23 protein-coding genes are annotated in these 21,495 nt (G+C 72.2%); 9 read left to right on the top strand and 14 right to left on the bottom strand.

Going from position 1 to position 21,495, the window contains the following annotated elements:
• Positions 1-102: 102 nt before the first annotated feature.
• Positions 103-1,638 (bottom strand): SLC13 family permease, encoded by a 1,536-nt coding sequence (locus tag E4P39_RS01320; protein ID WP_135134518.1) that lies wholly within the window; start codon positions 1,636-1,638, stop codon positions 103-105.
• A gap of 225 nt (positions 1,639-1,863) precedes the next feature.
• On the opposite strand from E4P39_RS01320, the gene E4P39_RS01315 reads away from it, so the two are divergent.
• Positions 1,864-3,039 carry an aminotransferase class V-fold PLP-dependent enzyme gene (locus E4P39_RS01315; protein WP_135134517.1) on the top strand — a complete coding sequence of 392 codons (1,176 nt, stop codon included), beginning with the start codon at positions 1,864-1,866 and terminating at the stop codon, positions 3,037-3,039.
• A complete protein-coding gene (locus E4P39_RS01310) occupies positions 3,036-5,951 on the top strand; it encodes an FAD-binding and (Fe-S)-binding domain-containing protein (RefSeq protein ID WP_135134516.1) in 2,916 nt (971 codons plus the stop codon). The genes E4P39_RS01315 and E4P39_RS01310 overlap by 4 nt, the downstream gene beginning before the upstream one ends.
• A gap of 72 nt (positions 5,952-6,023) precedes the next feature.
• Here the strand turns inward: E4P39_RS01310 and E4P39_RS01305 are convergent, their stop codons facing one another.
• Entirely contained in the window at positions 6,024-6,440 is a 417-nt protein-coding gene (locus E4P39_RS01305) for a heme-binding protein (RefSeq protein ID WP_135134515.1), read from the bottom strand.
• 95 nt (positions 6,441-6,535) lie between these two features.
• Here E4P39_RS01305 and E4P39_RS01300 point away from each other — a divergent pair, with 95 nt between their 5' ends.
• Positions 6,536-7,198 carry a haloacid dehalogenase gene (locus tag E4P39_RS01300; protein WP_135134514.1) on the top strand — a complete coding sequence of 221 codons (663 nt, stop codon included), beginning with the start codon at positions 6,536-6,538 and terminating at the stop codon, positions 7,196-7,198.
• Positions 7,199-7,208: 10 nt separating this feature from the next.
• On the opposite strand, the gene E4P39_RS01295 is transcribed toward E4P39_RS01300, so the two are convergent.
• Together E4P39_RS01295 and E4P39_RS01290 are read right to left on the bottom strand one after the other, a co-directional pair.
• Positions 7,209-7,457 (bottom strand): hypothetical protein, encoded by a 249-nt coding sequence (locus E4P39_RS01295; RefSeq protein ID WP_135134513.1) that lies wholly within the window; start codon positions 7,455-7,457, stop codon positions 7,209-7,211.
• Between the two features lie 101 nt (positions 7,458-7,558).
• Positions 7,559-8,230 carry a haloacid dehalogenase type II gene (locus E4P39_RS01290; protein WP_135134512.1) on the bottom strand — a complete coding sequence of 224 codons (672 nt, stop codon included), beginning with the start codon at positions 8,228-8,230 and terminating at the stop codon, positions 7,559-7,561.
• A gap of 252 nt (positions 8,231-8,482) precedes the next feature.
• Here E4P39_RS01290 and E4P39_RS01285 point away from each other — a divergent pair, with 252 nt between their 5' ends.
• Positions 8,483-9,304 (top strand): fibronectin type III domain-containing protein, encoded by an 822-nt coding sequence (locus E4P39_RS01285; protein WP_135134511.1) that lies wholly within the window; start codon positions 8,483-8,485, stop codon positions 9,302-9,304.
• Positions 9,305-9,407: 103 nt separating this feature from the next.
• Complete coding sequence (locus E4P39_RS01280; protein WP_135134510.1) at positions 9,408-9,890, top strand: DUF4396 domain-containing protein; 483 nt, start codon at positions 9,408-9,410, stop codon at positions 9,888-9,890.
• A 133-nt stretch (positions 9,891-10,023) separates the two neighbouring features.
• Here E4P39_RS01280 and E4P39_RS01275 read toward each other — a convergent pair whose 3' ends face one another.
• The 3 genes from E4P39_RS01275 to E4P39_RS01265 all read right to left on the bottom strand — a co-directional run bounded on the left by E4P39_RS01275 (position 10,024) and on the right by E4P39_RS01265 (position 13,541).
• Positions 10,024-11,046 carry an acetamidase/formamidase family protein gene (locus tag E4P39_RS01275; RefSeq protein WP_135134509.1) on the bottom strand — a complete coding sequence of 341 codons (1,023 nt, stop codon included), beginning with the start codon at positions 11,044-11,046 and terminating at the stop codon, positions 10,024-10,026.
• A complete protein-coding gene (locus tag E4P39_RS01270) occupies positions 11,043-12,413 on the bottom strand; it encodes an APC family permease (RefSeq protein ID WP_135134508.1) in 1,371 nt (456 codons plus the stop codon). The genes E4P39_RS01275 and E4P39_RS01270 overlap by 4 nt, the downstream gene beginning before the upstream one ends.
• Positions 12,414-12,497: 84 nt before the next feature.
• Positions 12,498-13,541: an ABC transporter substrate-binding protein gene (locus E4P39_RS01265; protein ID WP_209306279.1), complete on the bottom strand. Its 1,044-nt coding sequence runs from the start codon at positions 13,539-13,541 to the stop codon at positions 12,498-12,500.
• Between the two features lie 20 nt (positions 13,542-13,561).
• Between E4P39_RS01265 and E4P39_RS01260 the strand changes: the two genes are divergently transcribed.
• Together E4P39_RS01260 and E4P39_RS01255 are read left to right on the top strand one after the other, a co-directional pair.
• Positions 13,562-14,017, top strand: a complete 456-nt coding sequence (locus E4P39_RS01260; protein ID WP_135134507.1) for a MarR family transcriptional regulator — start codon at positions 13,562-13,564, stop codon at positions 14,015-14,017.
• Positions 14,018-14,392: 375 nt separating this feature from the next.
• Positions 14,393-14,707 (top strand): hypothetical protein, encoded by a 315-nt coding sequence (locus E4P39_RS01255; RefSeq protein ID WP_135134506.1) that lies wholly within the window; start codon positions 14,393-14,395, stop codon positions 14,705-14,707.
• Here E4P39_RS01255 and E4P39_RS01250 read toward each other — a convergent pair.
• From E4P39_RS01250 to E4P39_RS01225, 6 genes are all read right to left on the bottom strand, one after another.
• Positions 14,704-15,099 (bottom strand): phosphatase RsbU N-terminal domain-containing protein, encoded by a 396-nt coding sequence (locus E4P39_RS01250; protein WP_135134505.1) that lies wholly within the window; start codon positions 15,097-15,099, stop codon positions 14,704-14,706. The two genes, E4P39_RS01255 and E4P39_RS01250, sit on opposite strands and share 4 nt — an antisense overlap.
• On the bottom strand, positions 15,099-15,521 hold the full coding sequence (locus E4P39_RS01245; RefSeq protein ID WP_135134504.1) for an STAS domain-containing protein: 423 nt from the start codon (positions 15,519-15,521) through the stop codon (positions 15,099-15,101). Before E4P39_RS01245 ends, E4P39_RS01250 begins: the two co-directional genes overlap by 1 nt.
• Complete coding sequence (locus E4P39_RS01240) at positions 15,518-16,423, bottom strand: STAS domain-containing protein (protein WP_135134503.1); 906 nt, start codon at positions 16,421-16,423, stop codon at positions 15,518-15,520. The genes E4P39_RS01245 and E4P39_RS01240 overlap by 4 nt, the downstream gene beginning before the upstream one ends.
• On the bottom strand, positions 16,420-17,499 hold the full coding sequence (locus E4P39_RS01235) for a sigma-70 family RNA polymerase sigma factor (RefSeq protein WP_245159548.1): 1,080 nt from the start codon (positions 17,497-17,499) through the stop codon (positions 16,420-16,422). The genes E4P39_RS01240 and E4P39_RS01235 overlap by 4 nt, the downstream gene beginning before the upstream one ends.
• A gap of 69 nt (positions 17,500-17,568) precedes the next feature.
• The gene (locus tag E4P39_RS01230) at positions 17,569-18,360 is read right to left on the bottom strand and encodes an alpha/beta hydrolase (protein ID WP_135134502.1); all 792 of its coding nucleotides are present in this window, start codon (positions 18,358-18,360) and stop codon (positions 17,569-17,571) included.
• 59 nt (positions 18,361-18,419) lie between these two features.
• Entirely contained in the window at positions 18,420-18,725 is a 306-nt protein-coding gene (locus E4P39_RS01225; protein WP_135134501.1) for a hypothetical protein, read from the bottom strand.
• Positions 18,726-18,877: 152 nt separating this feature from the next.
• Here E4P39_RS01225 and E4P39_RS01220 point away from each other — a divergent pair, with 152 nt between their 5' ends.
• On the top strand, positions 18,878-19,138 hold the full coding sequence (locus E4P39_RS01220; protein ID WP_135134500.1) for a hypothetical protein: 261 nt from the start codon (positions 18,878-18,880) through the stop codon (positions 19,136-19,138).
• 1 nt (position 19,139) lies between these two features.
• Here E4P39_RS01220 and E4P39_RS01215 read toward each other — a convergent pair whose 3' ends face one another.
• On the bottom strand, positions 19,140-20,312 hold the full coding sequence (locus E4P39_RS01215; protein ID WP_135134499.1) for an acyl-CoA dehydrogenase family protein: 1,173 nt from the start codon (positions 20,310-20,312) through the stop codon (positions 19,140-19,142).
• A 27-nt stretch (positions 20,313-20,339) separates the two neighbouring features.
• Between E4P39_RS01215 and E4P39_RS01210 the strand changes: the two genes are divergently transcribed.
• On the top strand, positions 20,340-21,464 hold the full coding sequence (locus E4P39_RS01210) for a glycerate kinase (protein WP_135134498.1): 1,125 nt from the start codon (positions 20,340-20,342) through the stop codon (positions 21,462-21,464).
• Positions 21,465-21,495 lie beyond the last annotated feature (31 nt).

Raw genomic sequence — 21,495 nt, 5'->3', positions numbered from 1 at the left:
GGACTGGCGGTTGTTCGGATCATCGTGGCGGAAACGCGACCGCGCCCCGACGGCGGGGGCCGACGGGGCGCGGTCGCGTCCTGTTTCAGTGCACTGCCGGGCTCACAGCCAGCCGGGGACCACCAGGATCAGCCAGGTGACCAGCGGGATCACCGCGACCATCGAGAAGCCCCAGACCGTCAGGTTCCGGAAGGTCCTGTCCCGTTCGGCCTCGGTGGCGTTGGCCACCACCAGTGCGCCGCTGGTCGAGAAGGGGCTGGAGTCGACGATGGACGACGACAATGCCAGCGCGGTGATCAGGCCGATCGCCCCCACCGCGTTGTCGCCCTGCAGGAAGGGCACGGCCAGCGGGATGAGCGCACCGAGGATGCCGGTGGTCGAGGCGAAGGCCGAGACGACGCCGCCGATGTAGCAGATCAGCAGCGCGGCGATCAGCGGGAGACCCAACGCGGCGACGTTGTCGCCGAGCCACCCGGGGACGTCCTGGTCCTGCATGAGCCCGACGTAGGTGACGATGCCGCAGATCAGCAGCACGGTCGGCCAGGCGATCTGACCCACGGCGCCCTTGGCGCCGCGCGGGGCGACCAGGGACAGGATCACGCCGACGGTGATCGCCAGCAGGCCGATGTCCAGGTCGAAGACGAGGGCACCGACCACCAGGAGGCCGAGCCCGATCAGGGTCAGCGTCCGGTCGCGGTCGAGGGTGGTGACGACGTCCTCGTGGTGCTCCTCGGCGATCGCGGTCGTCTGCACCGCCTTGGTCTCGGCTCGGTCCTCGTCCTCGTCGTGGGCGTGCGCATAGCCCGTGGAACCGTGCGGGTGACCGTGCTCGGCCCCGGTCGCGCGGCTGCCCGGGACTGCCGCGCCCCCCGTGCCGGTGGTGCCGACGGCGGTCCTGCGGGCCGGTCCGCCGGGGATGTCCTCTCCGGTGTCCTCGGTCGCGTCGCCGGCAACGGTGGCCGCGACGAAGTCGTCGTCCCGGGAGTTGCTCGTGTCGACCCGCTCGCCGCCGAGCAGCTTGCGCCCGCCGAAGAGGAAGAAGACCAGGATCGACAGCAGGATGTTGATGACGATGGAGGCGCCCCAGAGGAACAGCGGGCTGCCGGGCAGGTCGTTGTCCGCGACGACCGTGTTGGTGATGACGCCGAAGACCGACAGCGGGGAGAAGCCGCCGGCGGTAGCGCCGTTGATGATGAACAGACCCATGAGCACGGGGTTGATCCCGTACCGGCGGGCGAACGACATGCCGACCGGGGCGATGATCGCCACCACCGCGGGCACGACGCCGCCGATCGCGGTGAGCGCACCGGTGACAGCGAACATGGCCCACGGGATGGCCGCCAGGCGACCGCCCGACGCCGTGACCGCGGCGTGCACGAGCCAGTCGACGGTGCCGTTGTTCTTGGCGATCGCGAACAGGTAGGTGACGCCGACGAGGACGACGAACAGCGACCCCGGGAAGAAGCCGAAGACCGCGTCGTCGTACGCCGGCGTCGTCTCCGTCTCCTCGGTGCCGAAGATGAAGTAGGCGGCGATGAAGGCCGCGACCATCGCCAGTGCACCCATGTGCACCGGCAGCACTGTGGCGATCAGGAAGACCACCAGGAGAATCAAGATCAGGACTAGCTGTACGGACACCGATGTCCCCTGTGGTCGGGCAGGCCGAGGCGGTCTGCGTGCCAGGCGTTTTCCGCAATGCGAAACGCCATTTTCGCTCTGGGGTATCTAAGTGGGCGTCCTTGCCCGGTGTCAAGGATCACACAGCGCGTGTACCCGCGCTCGCGGGATCCGTCAATCGGTAGGTATCTTCCGCAACGTGAACTTCGGGCCCCGGGCGCTCGAGGCGTGACGAGAGGCAAACCCATGCCACTGCCGGGCTCCAGCACGGGCGGTCGACACTTCCTGCAGATCCCGGGGCCGACCAACGTCCCCGACCGCGTCCTGCGGGCGATGGACCACCCGACGATCGACCACCGGGGCCCGGACTTCGCCGCGCTCGGCAAGGAGGTGCTCGAGGCGGTCAAGGCGCCCTTCGGCACCACGCAGCCGGTCGTCATCTTCCCCGCGTCCGGCACCGGCGCCTGGGAGGCCGCGCTCGTCAACACGCTCTCGCCCGGTGACCGCGTCCTCTGCTTCGAGACCGGCCACTTCGCCACCCTCTGGCAGGAGATGGCCGGCAAGCTCGGCCTCGACGTCGACTTCGTCCCCGGCGACTGGCGCCACGGCGTCCCGCCGGAGGCCGTGCAGGAGCGCCTGACCGCCGACACCGGCCACGCGATCAAGGCCGTGATGGTGGTCCACAACGAGACCTCCACCGGTGTGACCAGCCGGGTGGGCGAGGTCCGCAAGGCCATCGACGCCGCTGGTCACCCGGCGCTGCTCCTGGTCGACACCATCTCCTCGCTGGGCAGCATCGACTACCGGCACGACGAGTGGGGCGTCGACGTCACGATCTCCGGCTCGCAGAAGGGCCTCATGCTGCCGCCGGGGATCAGCTTCAACGCGATCAGCGAGAAGGCCCTCGAGGCCTCGAAGACCGCGAAGCTCCCGCGGTCCTATTGGGACTGGCAGCCGATCCTCGGCGCGAACGTCAACGGCTTCTGGCCCTACACCCCGGCGACGAACATCCTCTACGGCCTGCGCGAGGCGCTGATCATGCTGGAGGAGGAGGGCCTGCAGAACGTCTACGCCCGCCACACCCGGCACGCCGAGGCGACCCGGGCCGCGGTACGCGGCTGGGGCCTGGAGGTGCTCGCCCTCGACGAGCGCGAGTACTCCGGCTCGCTGACCGCGATCCTGATGCCCGAGGGCGGCGCGGACGAGGTTCGCAAGGTCATCCTCCGCGAGTACGACATGTCGCTGGGCGCGGGCCTGGGCAAGCTGACCGACAAGGTGTTCCGGATCGGGCACCTCGGCCACTTCAACGACCTGACGCTGGCCGGCACGCTCGCCGGTGTGCAGATGGGCCTGACGCGCGCCGGCGTCAAGGTCGATCCGGACGGGATCCAGGCGGCCCTCGAGCGCCTCCAGCAGCCATGACGGCCGCGCCCGAGCGCACGGTCGGGGTGGATGCCGCTGAGCTCGAGCGCGAGCTGACCCGTCAGCTGGACGGCGAGGTCGCGTTCGACGACTACACCCGCCACCTGTTCTCGCAGGACGCCAGCATGTACACGATGACCCCGGTCGGGGTGGTGTACCCGAGGCACGTCGCGGACGTGGTGGCCGCCGTCCGGCTCGCGGGCGAGGCCGGCATCCCGGTGCTCGCCCGCGGCGCCGCCACCAGCCTGGCCGGCCAGACCGTGGGTCCCGGCCTGGTGCTCGACCTCTCCCGGCACATGAACCGGATCACCGAGCTGGATCCGCAGGCCCGCACCGCCCGGGTGGAGCCCGGCGTGGTGCAGGACGACCTGAACCGTGCGGCCGCGCCGCACAAGCTGATGTTCGGGCCGGACACCTCGACCAGCAATCGCGCCACGATCGGCGGGATGATCGGCAACAACTCCGCCGGCAGCGGATCGGTCCGGTTCGGCATGACGATCGACCACGTCCAGGAGGTCGACGTCGTCCTCGCCGACGGGTCGACGGCGACCTTCGGCGTCGTGGACGAGGCCGAGCGGGCCCGGCGGGCCGAGGGGACGACCCTCGAGGCCGGCATCTACCGCGAGCTGCCGAAGCTCGTGGCGGAGCACGCCGATGCGATCGCCACGGGCTTCCCCAACTTCTGGCGGCGGGCCGGTGGCTACCGGCTGGACCGCCTCGCCGACGGCGCCCCCTTCGACCTGGCCAAGTTCCTCGTCGGCTCCGAGGGCACGCTGGCCATCGTCACCTCGGCGCGCGTCGGCCTGGTGCCCAAGCCGGCGAAGCAGGTCTTCGCCGTCGGCCACTTCGAGACCGTCCAGGGCGCGATCAACGCCACCGAGGACGCGCTGTCCTGCGACCCCGCCCAGGTCGAGCTGATGGACAAGACGATCCTCGACCTCTCGCGGCAGAAGATCGAGTACGCCGCGCTCGGCGAGATCCTGCAGGGTGACCCGGAGGCACTGCTGTTCGTCTCCTTCACCGGTGACGACCAGGACGAGCTCGTCGCCTCGCTGGACGAGCTGACCGCGCTCTGGGAGCGCAACGGGCACGGCTACCACACGCTGCGCGCGATCACACCGGCCGAGCAGGGCGCCCTGCTCAAGGTCCGCAAGTCCGCGCTCGGGCTGCTCATGGCCGCCTCGGTCGGCGCCCTGCGACCGCTGGCGTTCGTCGAGGACACCGCCGTCGACCCCAAGCACCTGGCCGAGTACACGGCGCGGTTCCGCGACGTCCTCGACCGGCACGGGCTCGAGGCCGGCTTCTACGGACACTGCTCGGTGGGCTGCCTGCACATCCGGCCCTTCGTCGACCTCACCAAGCCCGGTCAGGTCGAGGTCATGCGGGCAGTCGCGGTCGAGGTCAAGGACCTCGTCCGCGAGTACGGCGGCGTCAACTCCAGCGAGCACGGCGACGGGCTGGCCCGCAGCGAGTTCAACCGCGAGCTGTTCGGCGACGAGCTCTACGAGGCGATGCGCCGCGTCAAGGGGCTGTTCGATCCGGCCGGCACGCTCAACCCGGGCAAGATCGTCGACTCGCCGTCGATGACCGAGCACCTGCGCGACGCGAACCCCCCGGTGCCCGGCCCGTTGCACACACGTCTGCAGTTCGACGTCGTGGGCGGCATGTTCGGCGCCGCTGACCGGTGCATGAACATCGGCCTCTGCCGGAAGTCGACGACCGGCGCGATGTGCCCGTCCTACATCGCCACCCGCATGGAGGAGCACTCCACGCGCGGGCGGGCCGGCGCGCTGGTCAAGGCGCTGAGCGAGGGTGACCCGCACGCCGCCCTGGCCGACGAGCGCCTGCACGAGGTGCTGGACCTCTGCCTCATGTGCAAGGCATGCAAGAGCGAGTGCCCCCTGGGCGTGGACGTGGCCGCGATGAAGAGCGAGGCGCTGGCCGCCAAGCACGACGTCCACGGCGTTCCGCTGCGCTCCCGCATCTTCGGCTCCATCCGCACGCTGAACCGGCTGGGTTCGGCCACCGCGCCGCTGTCCAACATCCCCGGCCGGATCCGTCCACTGCGAACGTTGATGGAGCGCCTGCTCGGCATCGCCCGGCAGCGCCCCCTGCCGCACTACGAGCGGCAGAACCTGCCCCGCTGGTTCCGGCGCCACCAGCGCCCGGAGGCGCCGACGCAGGGCAGGGTCACGATGCTCGCCGACTCGTTCACCAGCTTCACCGAGCCCGGCATCGGCAAGGCGGTCGTCCAGCTGCTGGAGGCCGCCGGCTACGACGTCCGGCTGGAGAGCAAGGGCTGCTGCGGCCGGCCGAGCATCTCCAAGGGCCTGCTGGACGACGCCCGTCAGAAGGCGAAGAATCTCGCCGACTCGCTGTGCGCGAGCGGCGCGGCCGAGGGGCCGATCGTCGGCTGTGAACCGTCCTGCATCCTCACGCTGCGCGCGGAGCACGTGCAGCTGCTGCCGGACGACGCCAACGTGAAGGCCGTGGCGGCGCAGGTGAGGCTGCCGGAGGAGCTGCTCGTCGAGGCCATCGACGCCGGCCGGCTGCGACTGCGCGAGGACAGCTGGCTGGCCGGGCGGACCATCGTCTTCCATGGCCACTGCCACCAGAAGGCCGAGGCGGGCACCGCAGCGACGGTCGCGCTGCTGCAGCGGATCCCCGGCGTGACGGTGCAGGAGCTCGACGCCGGCTGCTGCGGCATGGCCGGGTCGTTCGGCTACGAGGCCGAGCACTACGACGTCTCACTGAGGGTGGGGGAGGACCGGCTGTTCCCCGCCGTCCGGGCCGCCGCGCCGGACGCGGTGATCGCCGCGACCGGGGTCTCCTGCCGCGAGCAGATCCACCACGGCACCGAGCGCCAGGCCCGCCACCCGGTCGAGCTCGTCCTCGAGGCCCTGGCCGACTGACACGTAGCCCCGAGCACGACGACGGCCCACCGCGATCTCGCGGCGGGCCGTCGTCGTGCGGGCGCGGTGGGCTCAGCGGGAGGTGGTGAACCCGGAGCCCTCGACGGCCTTCGTGCACACGGCCTCGTCCTGGTCGCCGGTGCCGCCGCTGGCGCCGAGAGCACCGAGGAGGGCCCCGTCCCGGTAGACCGGCACCGCGCCGGTCTGCGGGGTGAACCGGCCGTGGGTCATGGTGGTCAGCGCGCCCGCGAAGTTGGGCATGGGCGTCATCTTCTCCTTCTGCGCATGGCTGGGTGCGCCGTACGCAGCGGAGGTCCACGCCTTGCCCTGGGCGACGTCGGCGCTGATCCAGGGGGCGCCGTCCATGCGGGTGAGGGCGATCAGGTGCCCTCCCGGGTCCATGACGGCGAAGGACATGGGGACGCCGAGGTCCTCGGCGGCGGCACGGGAGGCGGCACAGAGGGTCAGGGCTTCGTCATGAGTGAGCACCGCGACATTCGAACAGCCAGGCCGTGGATGCAGCAAACCGACCCCGGAATGCCGAGCCGGCCTGCAGGCCCCGGACGACGTGGTGAGGATGGGTCATGGCCTTCCTCACCTTCGACCTGTTCAGTGCCCTGATCGATTCCCGGACGGGTGCGGCGGCGACCCTGGCCGAGATCGGGGGACGACGGGGCTGGCCGGCCGCCGGGGACGCGGTCTACGACGACTGGGACGCCCGCAACAAGGCCTCCCAGAAGGACACGGCCGAGTGGGTGCCCTTCGCCGAGCACTGCCGGCGGGCGCTGGCCGGCACCTACCGGGCCCTCGACCTGCGGGGCGATCCGGATGCCGACGTGGTGCGGCTACTGGACGGCCTGCCTGACTGGCCGCTCTGGCCGGACGTCCCGGACGCGCTGACCGCCCTCCGGTCCGACCACCGCCTGGGGGTGTTGTCGAACGTCGACGACGCGCTGTTCGCCCGCACCCGGGTGGCGCCGTTCATGGACGAGGCGGACGTGCTCACCAGCGAACGGCTGCACGCGTACAAGCCGCATCCGGAGCTCTACGGGCGAGCGGTGGCGGCGGGTGTCGACGTCCACGTGCCGGCCTCGGCCCGCGACACCCGCGGGGCGCTGGAGGCGGGGATGGCCGTCGTCCGGGTCCGCCGTCCTGGGCACTCCGTCGACCCGGAGGGGCCGCAGCCGGAGCTCGAGGTCGCCGACCTCGGGGAGCTGGCGACCGCACTGGCCCGGCTGTCGCGCTGACCCGGCCGCGTCACGGGCCTGGAGGCGTAGAGGTGCCGAGCGCGATCATCTCGCCGAGCGCGCGGAGCCAGGCGGCCTGGACCTCGGCAGGCTGGTCGCGGACGAGCTCCGTCAGGCCCCCCACGGAGGTGCTGCCCGCGCCGACGATCGCGTCGAAGGCGAGGCGGAATAGGAGGGCGCGAACCTGCTCGAGTTCGAGGCCGGCCTCGAGCAGCGGCTCGATGATCCGGTAGTGCTGCTCCCGAGACGGCGATCCCACGAAGAAGCATTCGGGAGAAGGCTGCCGTTCGGATCACCGCGGCGCCGGTTCCGGAAAGCGGTTGCGCCTGCCGGTACACAGGGGGCCGTCCGATACCTCGGTCAGCCCGTGAGCCGGTCGGGCAGTTCGGTCAGCGCGGTGACGGTGTGCGTCGGCGGGTTGAAGTACTCCGGATAGGGCAGGCCGTCGCGGTTGATCCACGTCGTCGCCATGCCCGTGCGGGCGGCGCCGTCGATGTCCCAGGGATGTACCGCGACGAGCATCATCTGGGACGGGTCCACCCCGCATACCCGCGCCGCGTAGCCGTATGAGCCGGGGGCCGGCTTCCACACGCCCGCGCCCTCGACCGACAGCAGGTGCTCGAACTCCTCGCGGAGGCCGGCGCCGGTCAGCAGGCGCTCCGCCACGCTCGCGGAGCCGTTGCTCAGGGTGACGAGCCGGCGGCCGGTCCGCTTCAGCGCACGGACGCCGTCCGGCACGTCGGGGTGCACGTCGAGCGCGAGGAAGCCGCTCATGACGTGGCCGACCGCGGCGTCGAGATCCATGGTCAGGGGCACACCGGTGAAGGCGCTGCGGAGCCCCGCTGCGCCGATGGTCGCGAAGTCCGCCGTCCCGCCCGCGGCAGTGAGCGCGAAGGCGTCGCGCAGCAGCGAGGCGAACCACAAGGCGGCGGTCGACTCAGCAGCGCCGACGTCGGCGAACCGTCGGCCCAGTGGTGACATGTCCGACAAGGTCTCGTTCACGTCGAACACGACGACTCGGGGGATGTCCATGCGTTCTCCTCCAGGGGAATGGCTGGGACGGGGCACCGCCGGCGCCCGGGAGCGGGACCGCGCATCGCCGGCGGACCTCAGAGGGCCGGAGCCGCCGGCAGGTCCAGGTCGGGTCTGGACCGGGTGGTCGAAGTCTGCCGGTCCTGAGCTCCCTCCGTGGCCATGCCGGAAGCATCACCCGGCACGGCCACCTGTGTGACGTCGGGTGCCGAGCGGCGGAACACCGGACGTCGGACGCCGGTTCGGCGGGTCATGAGCTCCCGAGCGCTGCGCGCGCTGGTCGTCCCGGCGTCGGCCGCCCTGCTGGTCCTGACGGGGTGCGGTGGAGCGGAGCCGGCCGTGTCCGAGGAGCAGGAGGTGCGCGCGGCCGAGTCCGTGTTCGTCGAGGAGCCCGTAGTGGTGCCCGACGCGTCGGGCACGACGGCTGTCCTCCGCGTCACGACCGAGCTCGACTTGGCGTGCGCTGTCGTGTTCGGACGGGACGAGTCGCTGGGCGACGGGATCGCGACGGATGCCGACATGGGCGGCGGTGCGCACACCGACCACGAGGCCGTCATGAGCGGGCTCGAGCCGGACACCGAGTACTTCTACCGGGTCCAGGGCTCTGGATCGGACGGTGACCTCTACCGCAGCGAGCTCAGAAGCTTCCGCACCCCGCGGGCCGACGCTGCCGGCACCCCCGGCGAGAACGCGGCTCTGGGGGCAGCCGTGGTCGACGTCAGCTCGGAGTTCTCCGACGACTTCCGGGCGGCGTCGGCGATCGACGGGAACCCGGCGACGGAGTGGTCCAGTGCCGGGGACGGCGACGACGCGTCCCTCACCCTGGATCTGCGCCGGTCGGTGCGCATCGTCGGGATGGCTCTGCGCAGCCGCTCCATGAGCGACGGCTCCTCGGTGGTGGAGACCTTCACCGTGACCGTCGACGGCGGACGGACCTACGGCCCGTTCGAGGCGGGGACGGCGGGCGCACTCGTCGAGGTCGAGTTCACCGGGCAGGTCCTGCGGATCGATGCGGACCGGACCAGCGGCGGCAACACCGGCGCAGCGGAGATCGAGGTCTACGCCGCACCCTGAGCGTCCGGTGACCTCACGGATTGAGATGCCGAGCTCTACCCTCTTGACCTCGATACCCCCTAGGGGTATACCTGATGTCGGGGACGACGAGTGGAGGCAGATCATGGACATGCACCATCACGGCAGCGCGACCGACACCACCGACGGCGCGGCGCTCACCCGTCTGGCGGTCAGCGCCACGCTGCACTGCCTCACGGGCTGTGCGATCGGTGAGGTGCTCGGCATGGTCATCGGCACCGCACTGGGGTGGTCCGACGGAGCCACCATCGCCCTGGCCGTGGCCCTGGCGTTCCTCTTCGGCTACTCGCTGACCGTCGCGCCCGTGCTGCGCTCGGGCCTGCCGCTGAAGGCGGCGCTGGGTGTGGCCTTCGCGGCGGACACCCTCTCCATCACGGTCATGGAGATCGTCGACAACGCGGTCATGCTGCTCGTGCCGGGCGCCATGGAGGCCGGCCTGACCTCGTTCCTGTTCTGGGGCTCGCTGGCCTTCGCCCTGCTCGTCGCGTTCGTGGTCACGGTGCCGGTCAACCGGTGGCTCATCGGCCGCGGCAAGGGGCACGCCGTCGTCCACCAGTACCACCAATGACCGCCGCGGCCGGCAGATTTCCCTCCGAGGCGGCTGTCCGCAGGCTCATGACCGACACTCGGCGGGCCGGCGCCCGCGCGTCTGGCGGTGGTTGGCCGGAAAGTGGAGCCCGTCGCCGGGCCCTTCTCCCTCGTCAGCGCTGGGCGAGGTAGGCCGCAGCGGTCTCCCGCAGCCGGTCGTGTACGCCGTCGGCGACCGTCGCGCCGGAGCCGAGGTACTTCTTCGCCAGCTTCGCGACCATCGTGTAGTTGGTGTCGACGACGTTGCCCGCCGGCGCCAGGCCTGCCTGGCTGACCAGCTGGTAGGCGTCGAGGGTGTCCCAGCCGGTCAGCTGCGCAGCCCACGTGACGAGGTCGTGCTGGCTGACCCGGTAGGCGTCCTCGAGTGGCCGCGTCGACCCGGTCGACATGAGAAAGTCGTCGCTCTCGATGCGCGGCCAGGCTGGGCCGCCCCCCTTGATCAGGTCGACCACGACGACGGTGCGCATCGCCGCCTCCACCGCCGTCCCGCACACCTCCCCCTCGCCCTGGCGGCAGTGCCCGTCGCCGAGCGAGAGGTGCCCGCCGGGGACGTTCACGTTGAAGTACGCCGTCGTCCCCGCCCGCATCTCGGGGGTGTCCATGTTCCCGCCGTGGGCCCCCGGGGTGATGCTGGCGAACACCTCGTTCGCCGCCGGGGCGACGCCGATGGTGCCGTGCATCGGGTCCAGTGGCAGCTCCACCTCGGGGCCACCCTTGCGGGGCCGGAACAGGCAGGTGCCCCGCTCCCGGTCGACCTCGTAGACCCAGACGACCTCCTCCAGAGGGTCGTGCAGCATCGCCGTGTTGTGCGTGGCGGTGAGGGCCCCGAAGTGCGGGAACGTCGCCGACACGGCCCAGTCGCGGGCCGGCACGATCTCGACCAGGTGCACGGCCAGCGTGTCGCCCGGTTCGGCGCCGTCGACGGCGATCGGACCGGTGACGGGGTTGAGGTAGGGGAACTCGCAGACCTGGCTGGGCAGGTCGTCGGCGCTGCGCACCCGACCGCCGAAGCAGTCCTCGGTGGTCAGCTCCACGACCGTCCCCGGCCGCACGGTCAGTAGCGGTTCGCCGCCGCCGAACGTGTACCGGAGCTGCTCCGGCGTCGGGCTGAGAGCCACGACCTCCAGGTCGCTCACAGGCTCTCCTCCGCCTTCAGCTCCGCCTCGCGCCCGGTGGCCAGCAGGGCGACGAGGAGGACGACGCCGATGCCCAGCCAGACGAACCCGAGCGTCTGCGCGGCGACCTGGGCGTTGTAGACGACGTAGGCGAGGATCGCGAAGCCGACGACGGGAACGACGAGGTGCGGCCCCCAGTTGCGGCTCTTCTGCTTGACGACGAAGTGCACCACCACCGACACGTGCAGCAGCAGGAACGCCGTCAGCGCACCGAAGTTCACCAGGGTCGACAGGAGCGTGATGCCGTCGTCGCGCTGACTCATGTAGATGCCCAGGGCCAGGGAGATCACCGCGACGAACAGCGTCGCGTTGACCGGCACGCGGTGCTTCGGGTCCACCTTGGCCAGGAAGGACGGGAGCTGGCGGTCGCGGGCCATGGCGAACAGCAGCCGCGAGGTGGCCGCCTGCGCGACGAGGGAGTTGGCGAAGCCCCAGGCGACGGCGGTCGCGACGGCGGTGAGGGTGGCCAGCCAGGCCCCGCCGGCGACGTCGGCCGCGTCGTAGAACGCCGTCCCGGCGAGCACCAGGGCGGCGATCATCGACTTGCCGAGCGAGCGGGCGGCGTCCCGGTTCTCCTCGGCCAGGGTCGAGATGCCGTCGAAGCCGAGGAAGCTCAGGACGGCGATGGAGACGGCGCCGAAGACCAGCTCGAGGGAGAACGTGTCGCTGTTGTAGATCGGGGAGAAGTCGAAACCGCGACCCGCGCCCGAGGCCAGTGCGACGACGCCGATGACGAGGAAGATCGCCAGCACGATCAGCTCACCGATCAGCATCAGCTTGTTGATGCGGGCGGTGAACTCGATGCCCATGTAGTTGACGGCGGTGTTCAGCACGACGAAGCCGACCAGCCAGACCCACACCGGGATCGACGGCACGATGGAGTTCATCGCGATCGATGCGATGAGGTAGAGCAGGCCGGGAACCAGTACGTAGTCGAGCAGGATCATCCAGCCGGCGATGAACCCGACCGGCTGGGCGACGCCGCGCCCGGCATAGGTGTAGACCGAGCCGGCCATCGGGAACGCCCGGGACATCTGCGCGTACGAGCCCGCGGTGAACGCCATGGCGAGCATGCCGACGGCGTACGCCAGGGCGACCATGCCGCCGGAGGCCTGGAAGACGCCGCCGAAGATGCCGAACGGGGCGATCGGCACCATGAAGACGAGGCCGTAGACCAGCAGGTCGGTGAAGGTGAGCGAGCGCTTCAGTTCCTGGCGATAGCCGAAGGCCTCCACGCCGGGATCGGGGTCGCCGGTGGCTGGGATGGGGCCGCGTGCCGCACCGGGCACCGGGCCGGCGGGGTCGTTGCTGGTGCGGTGCTCGCTCATGACTGCTCCTACGTCTCCGTCTCCCGGCGTGGAGCCGGGCCGGGGAGAGAGTAGAACCAACTGCTTCCAAGTGGAAGTAACTACTCAGGACGCGCGGGCGGGGAGCACGTCCCTGAACACGAGTCCGTCCGCGCGCCCCAGCCGGGGGCCTGCGCTGGCGCGTGCGGCCGGCCGGCCGTCCGCGAGCGCAGCGGCGAGTCGCACCCCGTCGTAGACGCCGCGCGCGTAGGCGCAGATCACGGGCGCCCGGGGGCCGGACCGGCGGGCATGCCGCTCCTGGAGGGCCAACTGTCCCTCGTCGGAGGCGTCCTCGGACGCCGCGAAGGACGGCATGCAGGCGAACAGTTCTCCGGTGGCGTCGCCGCCGAGCGCGTAGAGCCCGTTCTCCTCCAGTGCTCCCGACAGCCGCACCACCCGCCGGTCGAGTCCGGCCCGCGTGAACTCCCGGTTGAACGCGACGAGGTCGCGACCGACCAGGCTGAGGAGGACGGCGTCGGCCCGGCTGCGGAGGACCAGATCGACGAGCAGGCCCGCGTCACCCGGCCCGAACGGGACGAACGCCTCGCCGACGACCTGCGCGCCGGCGGCCGACAGGACCTGCCGAGCGGCACGGTGCACCGTCCGAGGCCAGACGTAGTCGGTGCCCAGCAGCACCCACCGGCGCGCGCGGCGGTTCAGGGTCAGCCACCTCAGCGCCGCGGCGTGCTGTTCCAGGGGCGACGGTCCGATCCGCAGCACTCCGGGGCGCCGACGTCCGCCCTCGTGGGGAGGGGGGAAGACGTAACGGGCCTCGGGGGGCAGGGCACGCTCGAGCGCCCGGTGCACGTCACTCGTGTGGAAGCCGACGAGCAGGTCGAAGGCGCCCGCCCGGTGCAGCGCGGCAGCGTCGGCGGCGACGACCGCAGGGGTCCGCCCGGAGTCGACGGCGACCAGCTCGACCGGCCGGCCACCGATGCCCCCCGCGGCGTTCACCTCGTCGGCAGCCAGCCCGGCGAGGTCGAGGGCCGACGGCGCCGTCATGGCCAGCGGGCCCGAGAGCGGTACGGCCAGCCCGACCCGGACCGCGTTCTCCCGCGGACCCGCGAGGAGGACCTCCCACGGGTCGAGCGGTCGGGTCCGGTCGGTCACCCGCTGAGTATGGTGCGGCCATGGCTCCCGCGAGCGAAGCCGAGGCCGGATCGTCGCCCGGTCGGGTGTCGGACGATCTGGTCGAACTGCTGACCGTGACGCAGCGTCGGCTCGCGCGCGGGCTCGCGACCGTCCTGGCCGAGGACGACGCCACGCTCGAGGGCTACCGCCTGCTGCGCTCGCTCGGCGGGGCGCGAGGCCGCTCGATGGGCGAGCTGGTGGCCGCGCTGCACCTGCCCGGGCCCACGCTGACACGCCTGGTCGACGGCGCCGTCGACGCCGCGCTGGCCTACCGGCTGCCCGATCCCGAGGACGGTCGCAAGGTCGTCGTCCACCTGTCGGAGCGAGGGCGGGACCGCTTGACGCGGCTCGAGGCGCTGGTTCGTGCCCACGAGTCGGCGGTGGCGACCGCGCTCGGGTCCGATCGGGTGGCCGGGCTCGTGCGGGCCCTGACCCGCGTCGCCGACGAGGTCTGAGCGCAGCCGGCCGTCCAGTCCTCGGCGGGGAAGAGCGCGCCGAGGCGGGTCGGACGTTCGAGTGGCTGCGCACCGCGACGTTCTGGCGGCTTGGTACTGGCTGCGTGGCCCCACCGGCCTGAGGCCGGCCATCCGGCGATGGCGGGACGCTGCGGCCCGCGTTCCATGACGCGGCTCCGCGGGATTTCTCGCGCGATGCACGAGCGGCTCCGGTGGGCTGTCCCCGCAGGTCAGCGGTTCGGCCCGAGCGGGGGACGGGTGCGCAGCAGCCGTCGTCATGGCCGCGCCCTCGAGGGGTCTTCATGCGTGCACGGCCCGGCACGGCGAGAACGCCTCCGGGAATCGGCAGCAGAACTCACACGAAGGGCACCAGTCATGACCAGCATCGCCAAGAAGTCGATCGCCACCGTATTCGCAGGAACCGTTCTCGCCACGGGCTTCGCCACACCGGCCAGCGCGCAGCCGGTGATCGCGGACGGCCTGGTGAACGTGGTCGTCGGCGACATCACCATCGAGGACGCCGTCGACCTCAACGCCGCAGTCGCGGCTGCACTCAACGCCTGCGACCTCGTCGACGTCGGCCCTGTGGCGGCGGGGGTGCTCGGGCAGGCGATCGCCGTCGACCGCACCGGCCGTTCGCGCACGGTCTGTGAGAGCGCCACCGGCCCGGTCCGGATCGAGAACAACTAAGCGAGACCCGGCGCAGAACCCCGAGCTGCGCCGTCCCGAGCCTCCGGCCGGGGAGCCCTGATCCCGCTCCCCGGTCGGGGGCCCTGGTCGTCCCGGGCGGCCGCATGTCCCTCGAGGAAGGCCCGCTGGGCCATGTCGAAGGTCGCCAGCACCTCCAGGAGGAACTCGGAGGCGGCCGTCGCGACCTCGGGCAGCTCCGCGGGGGGCGTCTCCCGGAGGACCTCGAGGAAGATCTCGTGATGGACCCGGGCCAGCTCCAGGATGCTGAGCCCCTCGGCCACGGCAGAACGGCCCAGCTCGTACGCGCGATGGAGTGCGGCCTCCTCCCGGCGCGGCAGGTAGTGGAGGAACGCGACCCGGTAGTCCTTGGTGAGGACGTCCAGCTCGTCCATCACGGGGCCCCTCGGGACAGCGTCCGCAGTGCCGGCCGGCCCGACGTCGCGTTCCGCTGCGTCCGGCTGTCGAGGAACGCCAGCCCCTCCTCGAGGTCGAGCAGCGTGACGACGCTGCCGGTGGCCATGCCGAGTGACACCATGGCGAACGCGACGTCCGGCTGGATCCCGACGATGACCGTCACCGCCCCGCGCAGCCGGGCCATCTCGGCGATGGTGCGCAGCGTGCGCGCGCCGAACGAGTCCAGGACGTCGAGGGCCGCGACGTCGATGATCACGCCGCGGGACCGGTACCGGCCGATCTGCTCGACCAGGTCCTCCTGGAACCGCACCATCTGGGTGTCGTCCAGGGCGGTGTGGATCGATGCGATCAGGTAGGAGCCCTGCCGCAGGATCGAGACCAGCTTCGGGCCGGTGGTCATGGGCTGGCGGGGCTGCTTTCCCGGCCGACGGTGTAGCCGAGCAGGCGCTCGGCCTCCTCCAGACCGCCCTGGAGGTCGCCGATGGTGTCCATCTTGCTCAGGTCGACCCCGATCGTCACGAGTGTCTGGGCGATGAGCGGCGACAGCCCCGTGATGATCACGCTGGCGCCCATGAGGCGGCTGGCGTCGACGGTCTGCACCAGGTGGTTGGCCACGGCCTCGTCGACGTCGGGCACACCGGTGATGTCGATGACGACGACCTTCGCCCGGTGGGTCCGGATGCCGGTGAGCAGCTGCTCGGTGAGCTGGCGGGCCCGCTCGCTGTCCAGGACGCCGATGATCGGGAGGATGAGCAGCCGCTCGCGGACGGGCAGCACCGGCGTGGAGAGCTCGCGGATGGAGTCCTGCTGCTGCCGGATGACCCGCTCGCGCTCCTCGACGAAGCTGACCGCGACGGTGTTGGCGATGCGGTTGGCGGCCGGCTCGTAGGCGTCGAGCACGCGGTTGAGCAGCCCGAAGTCACGCTGGTACTTGTCGAACAGGAAACGCGCGAGGACGTCGCGCAGGAGCAGCACGATCCCGACGACCTCGTGGGTCTCCACCCCGCGCGGGATGATCCGCTCCGACAGGTCGCGCGCGTACCGCTGCAGGGCCTCCACGCTCCCGGTCTCGAGGACCTCGACGTAGTTGTCGTAGACCGAGGTGGTCTCCGCGGCCATCTCCTGAGACGTCATGGCGAGGAGGAGGCCGGACTCCTGGATGCGACTCGCCCAGTCCTGGCGCAGCGTCGTCCGGTGCTCGCGCAGATGGGCCACGAGCTGGGGGAGGAGCTCGTCCTCGTCCGCGCGGCGCATCGCCCCGACGTCCGCGGAGGTGATGTTCGCGTCCGTGCTCCGAGTCATCGCTCTTCCCGCCATTTCGTCATGGTCACGGTCGTGCCGCGACCGATCTCGGTCATGATGGCGAACTCGTCCATCAAACGGCGAGCTCCGGGTAGTCCCAGCCCCAGGCCCTGGTACGTGCTGTATCCATCGGCGAGCGCCTGCTCCACATCGGCGATGCCCGGTCCGGTGTCCATCGCCACGACCCGCACGCCCCGGCGCGGCTGGTCGAGCAGTTCGACGACGATCTCGCCCAGACCGGCGAAGCGCACGATGTTGCGCGCCACCTCGGACACCGCCGTGGCGATCAGGGTCAGGTCGGTCTTGGAGAACCCCAGCCGCGACGCGAGCTCGCGCGCGGCCTGACGGGCCGCGACGATGTCGGCGTCGACGTGGATGGGGATGCGGATCTCGTCGTCGCGGGCCTGGCCGCGTTCCATGAGCGGCTCGCTGAGCCGGGCGCAGAGGTCGCACTCGAGCAGGTGGCGGGCGGCGTCGACCTCTCGCTGCCGGCGCCGGTCCCCGCTGGAGAGGGCGAGCAGCACCGGGCGACACCGCTCGGTGGGCGGCTCCGCCTGGTCGAGGGCCAGCAGGTACTCGACCCGCAGTCGCGCGCGGGTGCGGTTCAGCTGCGCGGCGACGGCGCCCGCGGTGGAGCCGATCTCGCCGGCGAGCGAGCGGGTGTCCTGACCGGAGACCTCGTGGGCGAGGAGGGTGTCGCGTTCCCGCTCCGAGAGGCGGGCCAGGGCCTGCACGACTGCGTTCTGCTCCTCCTGCGCCACCAGGCCGTCGTCATGGGTCTGCTCCGGCAGCAGGTCGACGACGCGGTGCTGGTTGCGCCGGTGCCGGTCGCGCTCCCGCCACAGCGACGCGACGACGTTCCGCGCCGTGACGATCGCGTACGACTCCAGCATCCCGGGCTCCACGCGCGGGGCGGCGGCGAGGACCCGGACGAGCGTCTCCTGCACGAGGTCGTCGGCGGTCGGGCCGTCCTGCACCCGTGCGGCGACGATCCGGCGCACCATCGGGATCAGCGCCGCAACGTCGGCCTGTGGCGTGCGCTGATCCGGAATGCCGTCCGACCGCTCGGCCGTCACCCGGGGAACGCTACGGCCGGCCGGCCCGGCGCGACTCCCTGGCGACGTCCCCGTCGGTTGGCCGGGCACTCAATCCTCGGCGGGGAAGAGGGCGCCGAGGCCGAAGCGGGTGGGGCGTTCGAACGGGCGCCAGGCGTCCGGCGGCTGGGCCAGCCGGTCGGCCACGACCCAGAGGACGGCGGGGTCGTGCCCCATGCCCAGATGGCTGCTGCGCACCGCGACGTTCTCGCTGCGCGGCCCCGGCTGCTGGCGGCAGGCCCGCCAGTCGACGACGCCGTCCCACCGTGAGTAGACCGCCGTGCTCGGCACCGGCAGTGGGCGGGCGAGCGAACCGCCGGGGCTCGGGGTGCTGTCGACCGCATGCAGCGGGGAGTAGCGCCGGTAGACGCGGCTCGCGGGGCCGCCGTCGGGGTGGCCTCCGGACGAGGCGAACGGGGAGCCGAGCGAGATCACCTGACGGACCTGACGGGGAGTCCGCCGCGCCAGCCGGCGCGCGAAGATCCCGCCGAGGCTCCAGCCGACAATGCTCACCGGCGCGCCGTGCTCGGCGGCCAGCCGGGCGATGAGGGCCGGCAGCTCGGTCGTGACCTCTCTGGTCGTGCCCCGGTTGCGGCCCAGCGCCCAGCCGACGACGGGATAGCCGAGCCGCCCCAGCCACCCGCGCAGGGTCTTCGTCGACAGGTCCGAGGCCATCAGCCCCGGGAGGACGAGCACCGGATGCGGCTCCCCACGCGGTGCCGCGCGGAGCAGCGGAAGGCTCGCGGCCAGGGCGCCGGCACTGACCATCGTGCGGACCGGTTCGGTCGCGGCCAGGAGGGCGGCCCGGCGGCGCGCGGGCCGGGGGTCGGGGCGAACGGTCACGGGCCCTCCGAAGGTGGTGCCGGGCGTGCTTCCTGCTGTGTGCCCAGCACGGGCCAGGGTCAGTCGAGGCCGGGCGGGAGGAGTCGCGGCGCGAACACCTCGTCGATCGGCCGCGGCCCCACGTACTGACGGCAGGTGCACGGCACCCAGGAGTGCCCGGACCAGCGGCCCCGCTTGTCGAACGTGTCGCGGCGCAACTCCGCGTAGCAGGTCGACGTCCCCCGGTCGTGCTGGCTCAGGGCGTGGCCGCAGCCGCAGAGGGGAGTCACCGGCGGGGGAGGGGCCGGCCGCCGGCGACCGAGCCGCCCGGCCGCGAAACCGACCGCCAGGAGGACCCCACCCACCAGCAGGCTGACCGGATCCATGCCCCGTGCTCCCTCCTCGGTGGGTCTCCGACGGTAACGCGACATTCCGCCGTCGGGACATCCGGAGTTTCCCTGATTGCGGCGCGGTACCGGATCGGGCGGATCCGCCTGATCGGCGATTGACCGGCTGTGACGCGGGGCACACGTCCGACATGGAGACCTATGCGGTGGGGTTCGCCCGCCCCGATCGGTGGTCGAAGGGGCATCCGGCGGAGCACCCCGCCCCGTGGCACGCCGTCGAGGCGCACCGCCTTCCGGCGGAGCTCGACGGCGAGGTCGAGCTGGCGGTCTGCGGGGCGATCGTCCAGGTGTGGGGTTCGCAGCAGTGGGCGCGGGTCGGTGTCGGGCGCACCGCCTGCCCCGAGTGCGCACGGCTGACCGCCGTCGGCAGGGCACTGACGCGCACCAGTTGAGTCAGCGAGCGGGCTTGCGGCCGCTGATCGCCGACAGCCCGGTGATCTCCCGGCCCACGATCAGGGCCTGGACGGAGTCGGTGCCCTCGAAGGTGAAGATGGCCTCCATGTCGGCGTGATGCCGCGCGACGTGGTTGTCCAGCAGGATGCCGTCGCCGCCGAGGATGTCGCGGGCGTCGGCCACGATCGCCCGGGCCTTCGCCGCGTGGTTCATCTTCGCCAGCGACGCCATGGCGGCGGTCATGCGGCCGGCGTCGGCCAGCTTCGACAGGCGCCAGCACATCAGCTGCATCGAGGTGATCTCGGCGAGCATCCGCGCGAGCTTGTCCTGCACGAGCTGGAACCCGGCGATCGGCTGGCCGAACTGCTCGCGGCGCAGCGCGTGCGCCAGCGCCAACTCGTAGGACGCCGTCGCGAGGCCCAGCGCCCGCCACGCCACCGTGTAGCGCGTCCGGTCGAGCACGACGGCGACGTCCTTGAAGGAATGGCAGTTCGCCAGCCTGTTCTCCGCCGGTACCCGCACGTCGGTCAGCGTGATCTCGGCCTGCCAGACGGCGCGCAGCGCCGTCTTCCCGGTCATGACGGTGGCCTCGTAGCCGGGGGTGCCTTTCTCGACCACGTAGCCGCCGACGGCGCCGTCCTCACCGCGGGCCCAGATGATCACGTAGTCGGCGATCGAGCCGTTGCCGATCCACTTCTTCGCACCCGTGAGCACGTAGGCGTCGCCGTCGCGGCGGGCCGAAGTCTCGAGGCCGACGGCGTCGGAGCCGTGGGCCGGCTCGGTGAGCCCGAACGCGCCGATCTTCTCCACCCGCGCCATCGCGGGCAGCCAGCGTTCGCGTTGCTCCTCCGAGCCGAGCATCGCGATCGACTGCATCGCCAGGAAGCTGTGCACGCCGTAGAAGGTGCCGATGCTGCCGTCGGCGCGCGCCCACTCGGCGGCGACCAGCCCGGCCGCCACCGCGCTCATGCCGGGGGAGCCGTACCCCTGCACGGTGCCGCCGGAGATGCCGAGCGCGGCGATCTTCGGCACCAGTTCGAACGGGAACTCGGCGCGCTCCCAGTAGTCGTTGATCCGCGGCGTCACCTCGCGCGCGCAGAAGTCGCGCACGCGGTCCCGGATCTCGATCTCCTCGGGCGCCAGCAGCTCGTCGAGGGCGTAGAAGTCGGTCACGGCGGCGACGCTACGACGAAGGGGAGCATGCTGCTCCCCGTGCGCATCGTCGTCGCTCCCGATTCGTTCAAGGGCAGCCTGGCCGCGGAGGACGTCGCGGTCGCCATCTCCGAGGGGATCGCCCGGGTGCTGCCGGATGCCGAGCTGCTCCTCCGCCCGATCGCGGACGGCGGCGAGGGGACCGTAGCCGCCGCGCTGCGCGCCGGCTACGTCCCGCTGCCGGCTCGCGTCGCCGGGCCGGACGGCCGCCCGGTCGACGCGGTCGTCGCGCGCGACGGCGACACGGCGGTGGTCGAGCTCGCCACGGCCGCCGGCCTCGGCCAGCTGTCCGAGCTCGCGCCGCTGACCGCCGGCACCTTCGGGGTGGGTGAGCTCCTGCGCGCCGCGCTGGACGACGGCGCGCGGCGGATCGTCCTCGGCATCGGCGGCAGCGCCACGACCGACGGCGGCGCGGGCATGCTGCAGGCGCTCGGCGTGCGGCTGCTCGACGGGGACGGCGGGGAGCTCCCGCCCGGCGGCGCGGCCCTGGCCGGTCTCGATCGCGTGGACGTCTCCGGCCTCGATCCACGCATCCGGGACGTCGAGCTGGTCGTCGCCTCCGACGTGGACAACCCGCTCACCGGTCCCGCCGGTGCCGCGGCGGTGTTCGGACCGCAGAAGGGGGCGTCACCGGCGGACGTCGCCGTCCTGGACGCGGCGCTGACCCGCTACGCCGCCGTCCTCGCGCGGGACCTGGGAGCGGACGTGGCAGCCATGCCCGGTGCCGGGGGAGCGGGCGGGACGGCGGCCGGCGCGGTCGCGGTCCTGGGAGCTCGTGTCGTGTCGGGGGCGGGGCTGATCTGTGACCTGGTCGGCCTGGATGACGCGCTCGAGGGGGCCGCGCTGGCGATCACCGGGGAGGGGGCGATCGACGAGCAGACGCTCCGGGGGAAGGCCCCGGCCGAGGTCGCCCGCCGGGCACGGAAGGCCGGCGTCCCGTGCCTGGCACTGGCCGGCGTCGTGCGGCTCTCGGCCGAGCAGGTGGCAGCCGCGGGCCTCGCCGGTGCTCATGGCCTGACCGACGTCGAGCCGGACCTCGCCCGCTGCCTGGCCGAGCCGGCGCCGATCCTGACGCGGCTCGCCGCCGACGTCGTCCCCCCTCTGGTGGGCTGACGGGGGGCCCTTGTCGCACGGGGCCCGTGGG

It is taken from the genome of Blastococcus sp. CT_GayMR19 (assembly GCF_004570385.1).
Taxonomy (GTDB): Bacteria; Actinomycetota; Actinomycetes; order Mycobacteriales; family Geodermatophilaceae; genus Blastococcus_B.
The sequence above is the reverse complement of the archived record's forward strand: the minus strand, read 5'-3'. Positions and strand labels throughout refer to the sequence as shown.

Bases quoted from the DNA above. Each gene is read 5' to 3' on its own strand.
- E4P39_RS01315 (WP_135134517.1), top strand. From the start codon at position 1,864: ATGCCACTGCCGGGCTCCAGCACGGGCGGTCGACACTTCCTGCAGATC.
- E4P39_RS01210 (WP_135134498.1), top strand. From the start codon at position 20,340: ATGCTGCTCCCCGTGCGCATCGTCGTCGCTCCCGATTCGTTCAAGGGC.
- E4P39_RS01255 (WP_135134506.1), top strand. From the start codon at position 14,393: ATGACCAGCATCGCCAAGAAGTCGATCGCCACCGTATTCGCAGGAACC.
- E4P39_RS01225 (WP_135134501.1), bottom strand. From the start codon at position 18,725: ATGGATCCGGTCAGCCTGCTGGTGGGTGGGGTCCTCCTGGCGGTCGGT.
- E4P39_RS01250 (WP_135134505.1), bottom strand. From the start codon at position 15,099: ATGGACGAGCTGGACGTCCTCACCAAGGACTACCGGGTCGCGTTCCTC.
- E4P39_RS01285 (WP_135134511.1), top strand. From the start codon at position 8,483: ATGAGCTCCCGAGCGCTGCGCGCGCTGGTCGTCCCGGCGTCGGCCGCC.
- E4P39_RS01220 (WP_135134500.1), top strand. From the start codon at position 18,878: ATGGAGACCTATGCGGTGGGGTTCGCCCGCCCCGATCGGTGGTCGAAG.
- E4P39_RS01270 (WP_135134508.1), bottom strand. From the start codon at position 12,413: ATGAGCGAGCACCGCACCAGCAACGACCCCGCCGGCCCGGTGCCCGGT.
- E4P39_RS01300 (WP_135134514.1), top strand. From the start codon at position 6,536: ATGGCCTTCCTCACCTTCGACCTGTTCAGTGCCCTGATCGATTCCCGG.
- E4P39_RS01280 (WP_135134510.1), top strand. From the start codon at position 9,408: ATGGACATGCACCATCACGGCAGCGCGACCGACACCACCGACGGCGCG.
- E4P39_RS01290 (WP_135134512.1), bottom strand. From the start codon at position 8,230: ATGGACATCCCCCGAGTCGTCGTGTTCGACGTGAACGAGACCTTGTCG.
- E4P39_RS01240 (WP_135134503.1), bottom strand. From the start codon at position 16,423: ATGACTCGGAGCACGGACGCGAACATCACCTCCGCGGACGTCGGGGCG.
- E4P39_RS01245 (WP_135134504.1), bottom strand. From the start codon at position 15,521: ATGACCACCGGCCCGAAGCTGGTCTCGATCCTGCGGCAGGGCTCCTAC.
- E4P39_RS01310 (WP_135134516.1), top strand. From the start codon at position 3,036: ATGACGGCCGCGCCCGAGCGCACGGTCGGGGTGGATGCCGCTGAGCTC.
- E4P39_RS01260 (WP_135134507.1), top strand. From the start codon at position 13,562: ATGGCTCCCGCGAGCGAAGCCGAGGCCGGATCGTCGCCCGGTCGGGTG.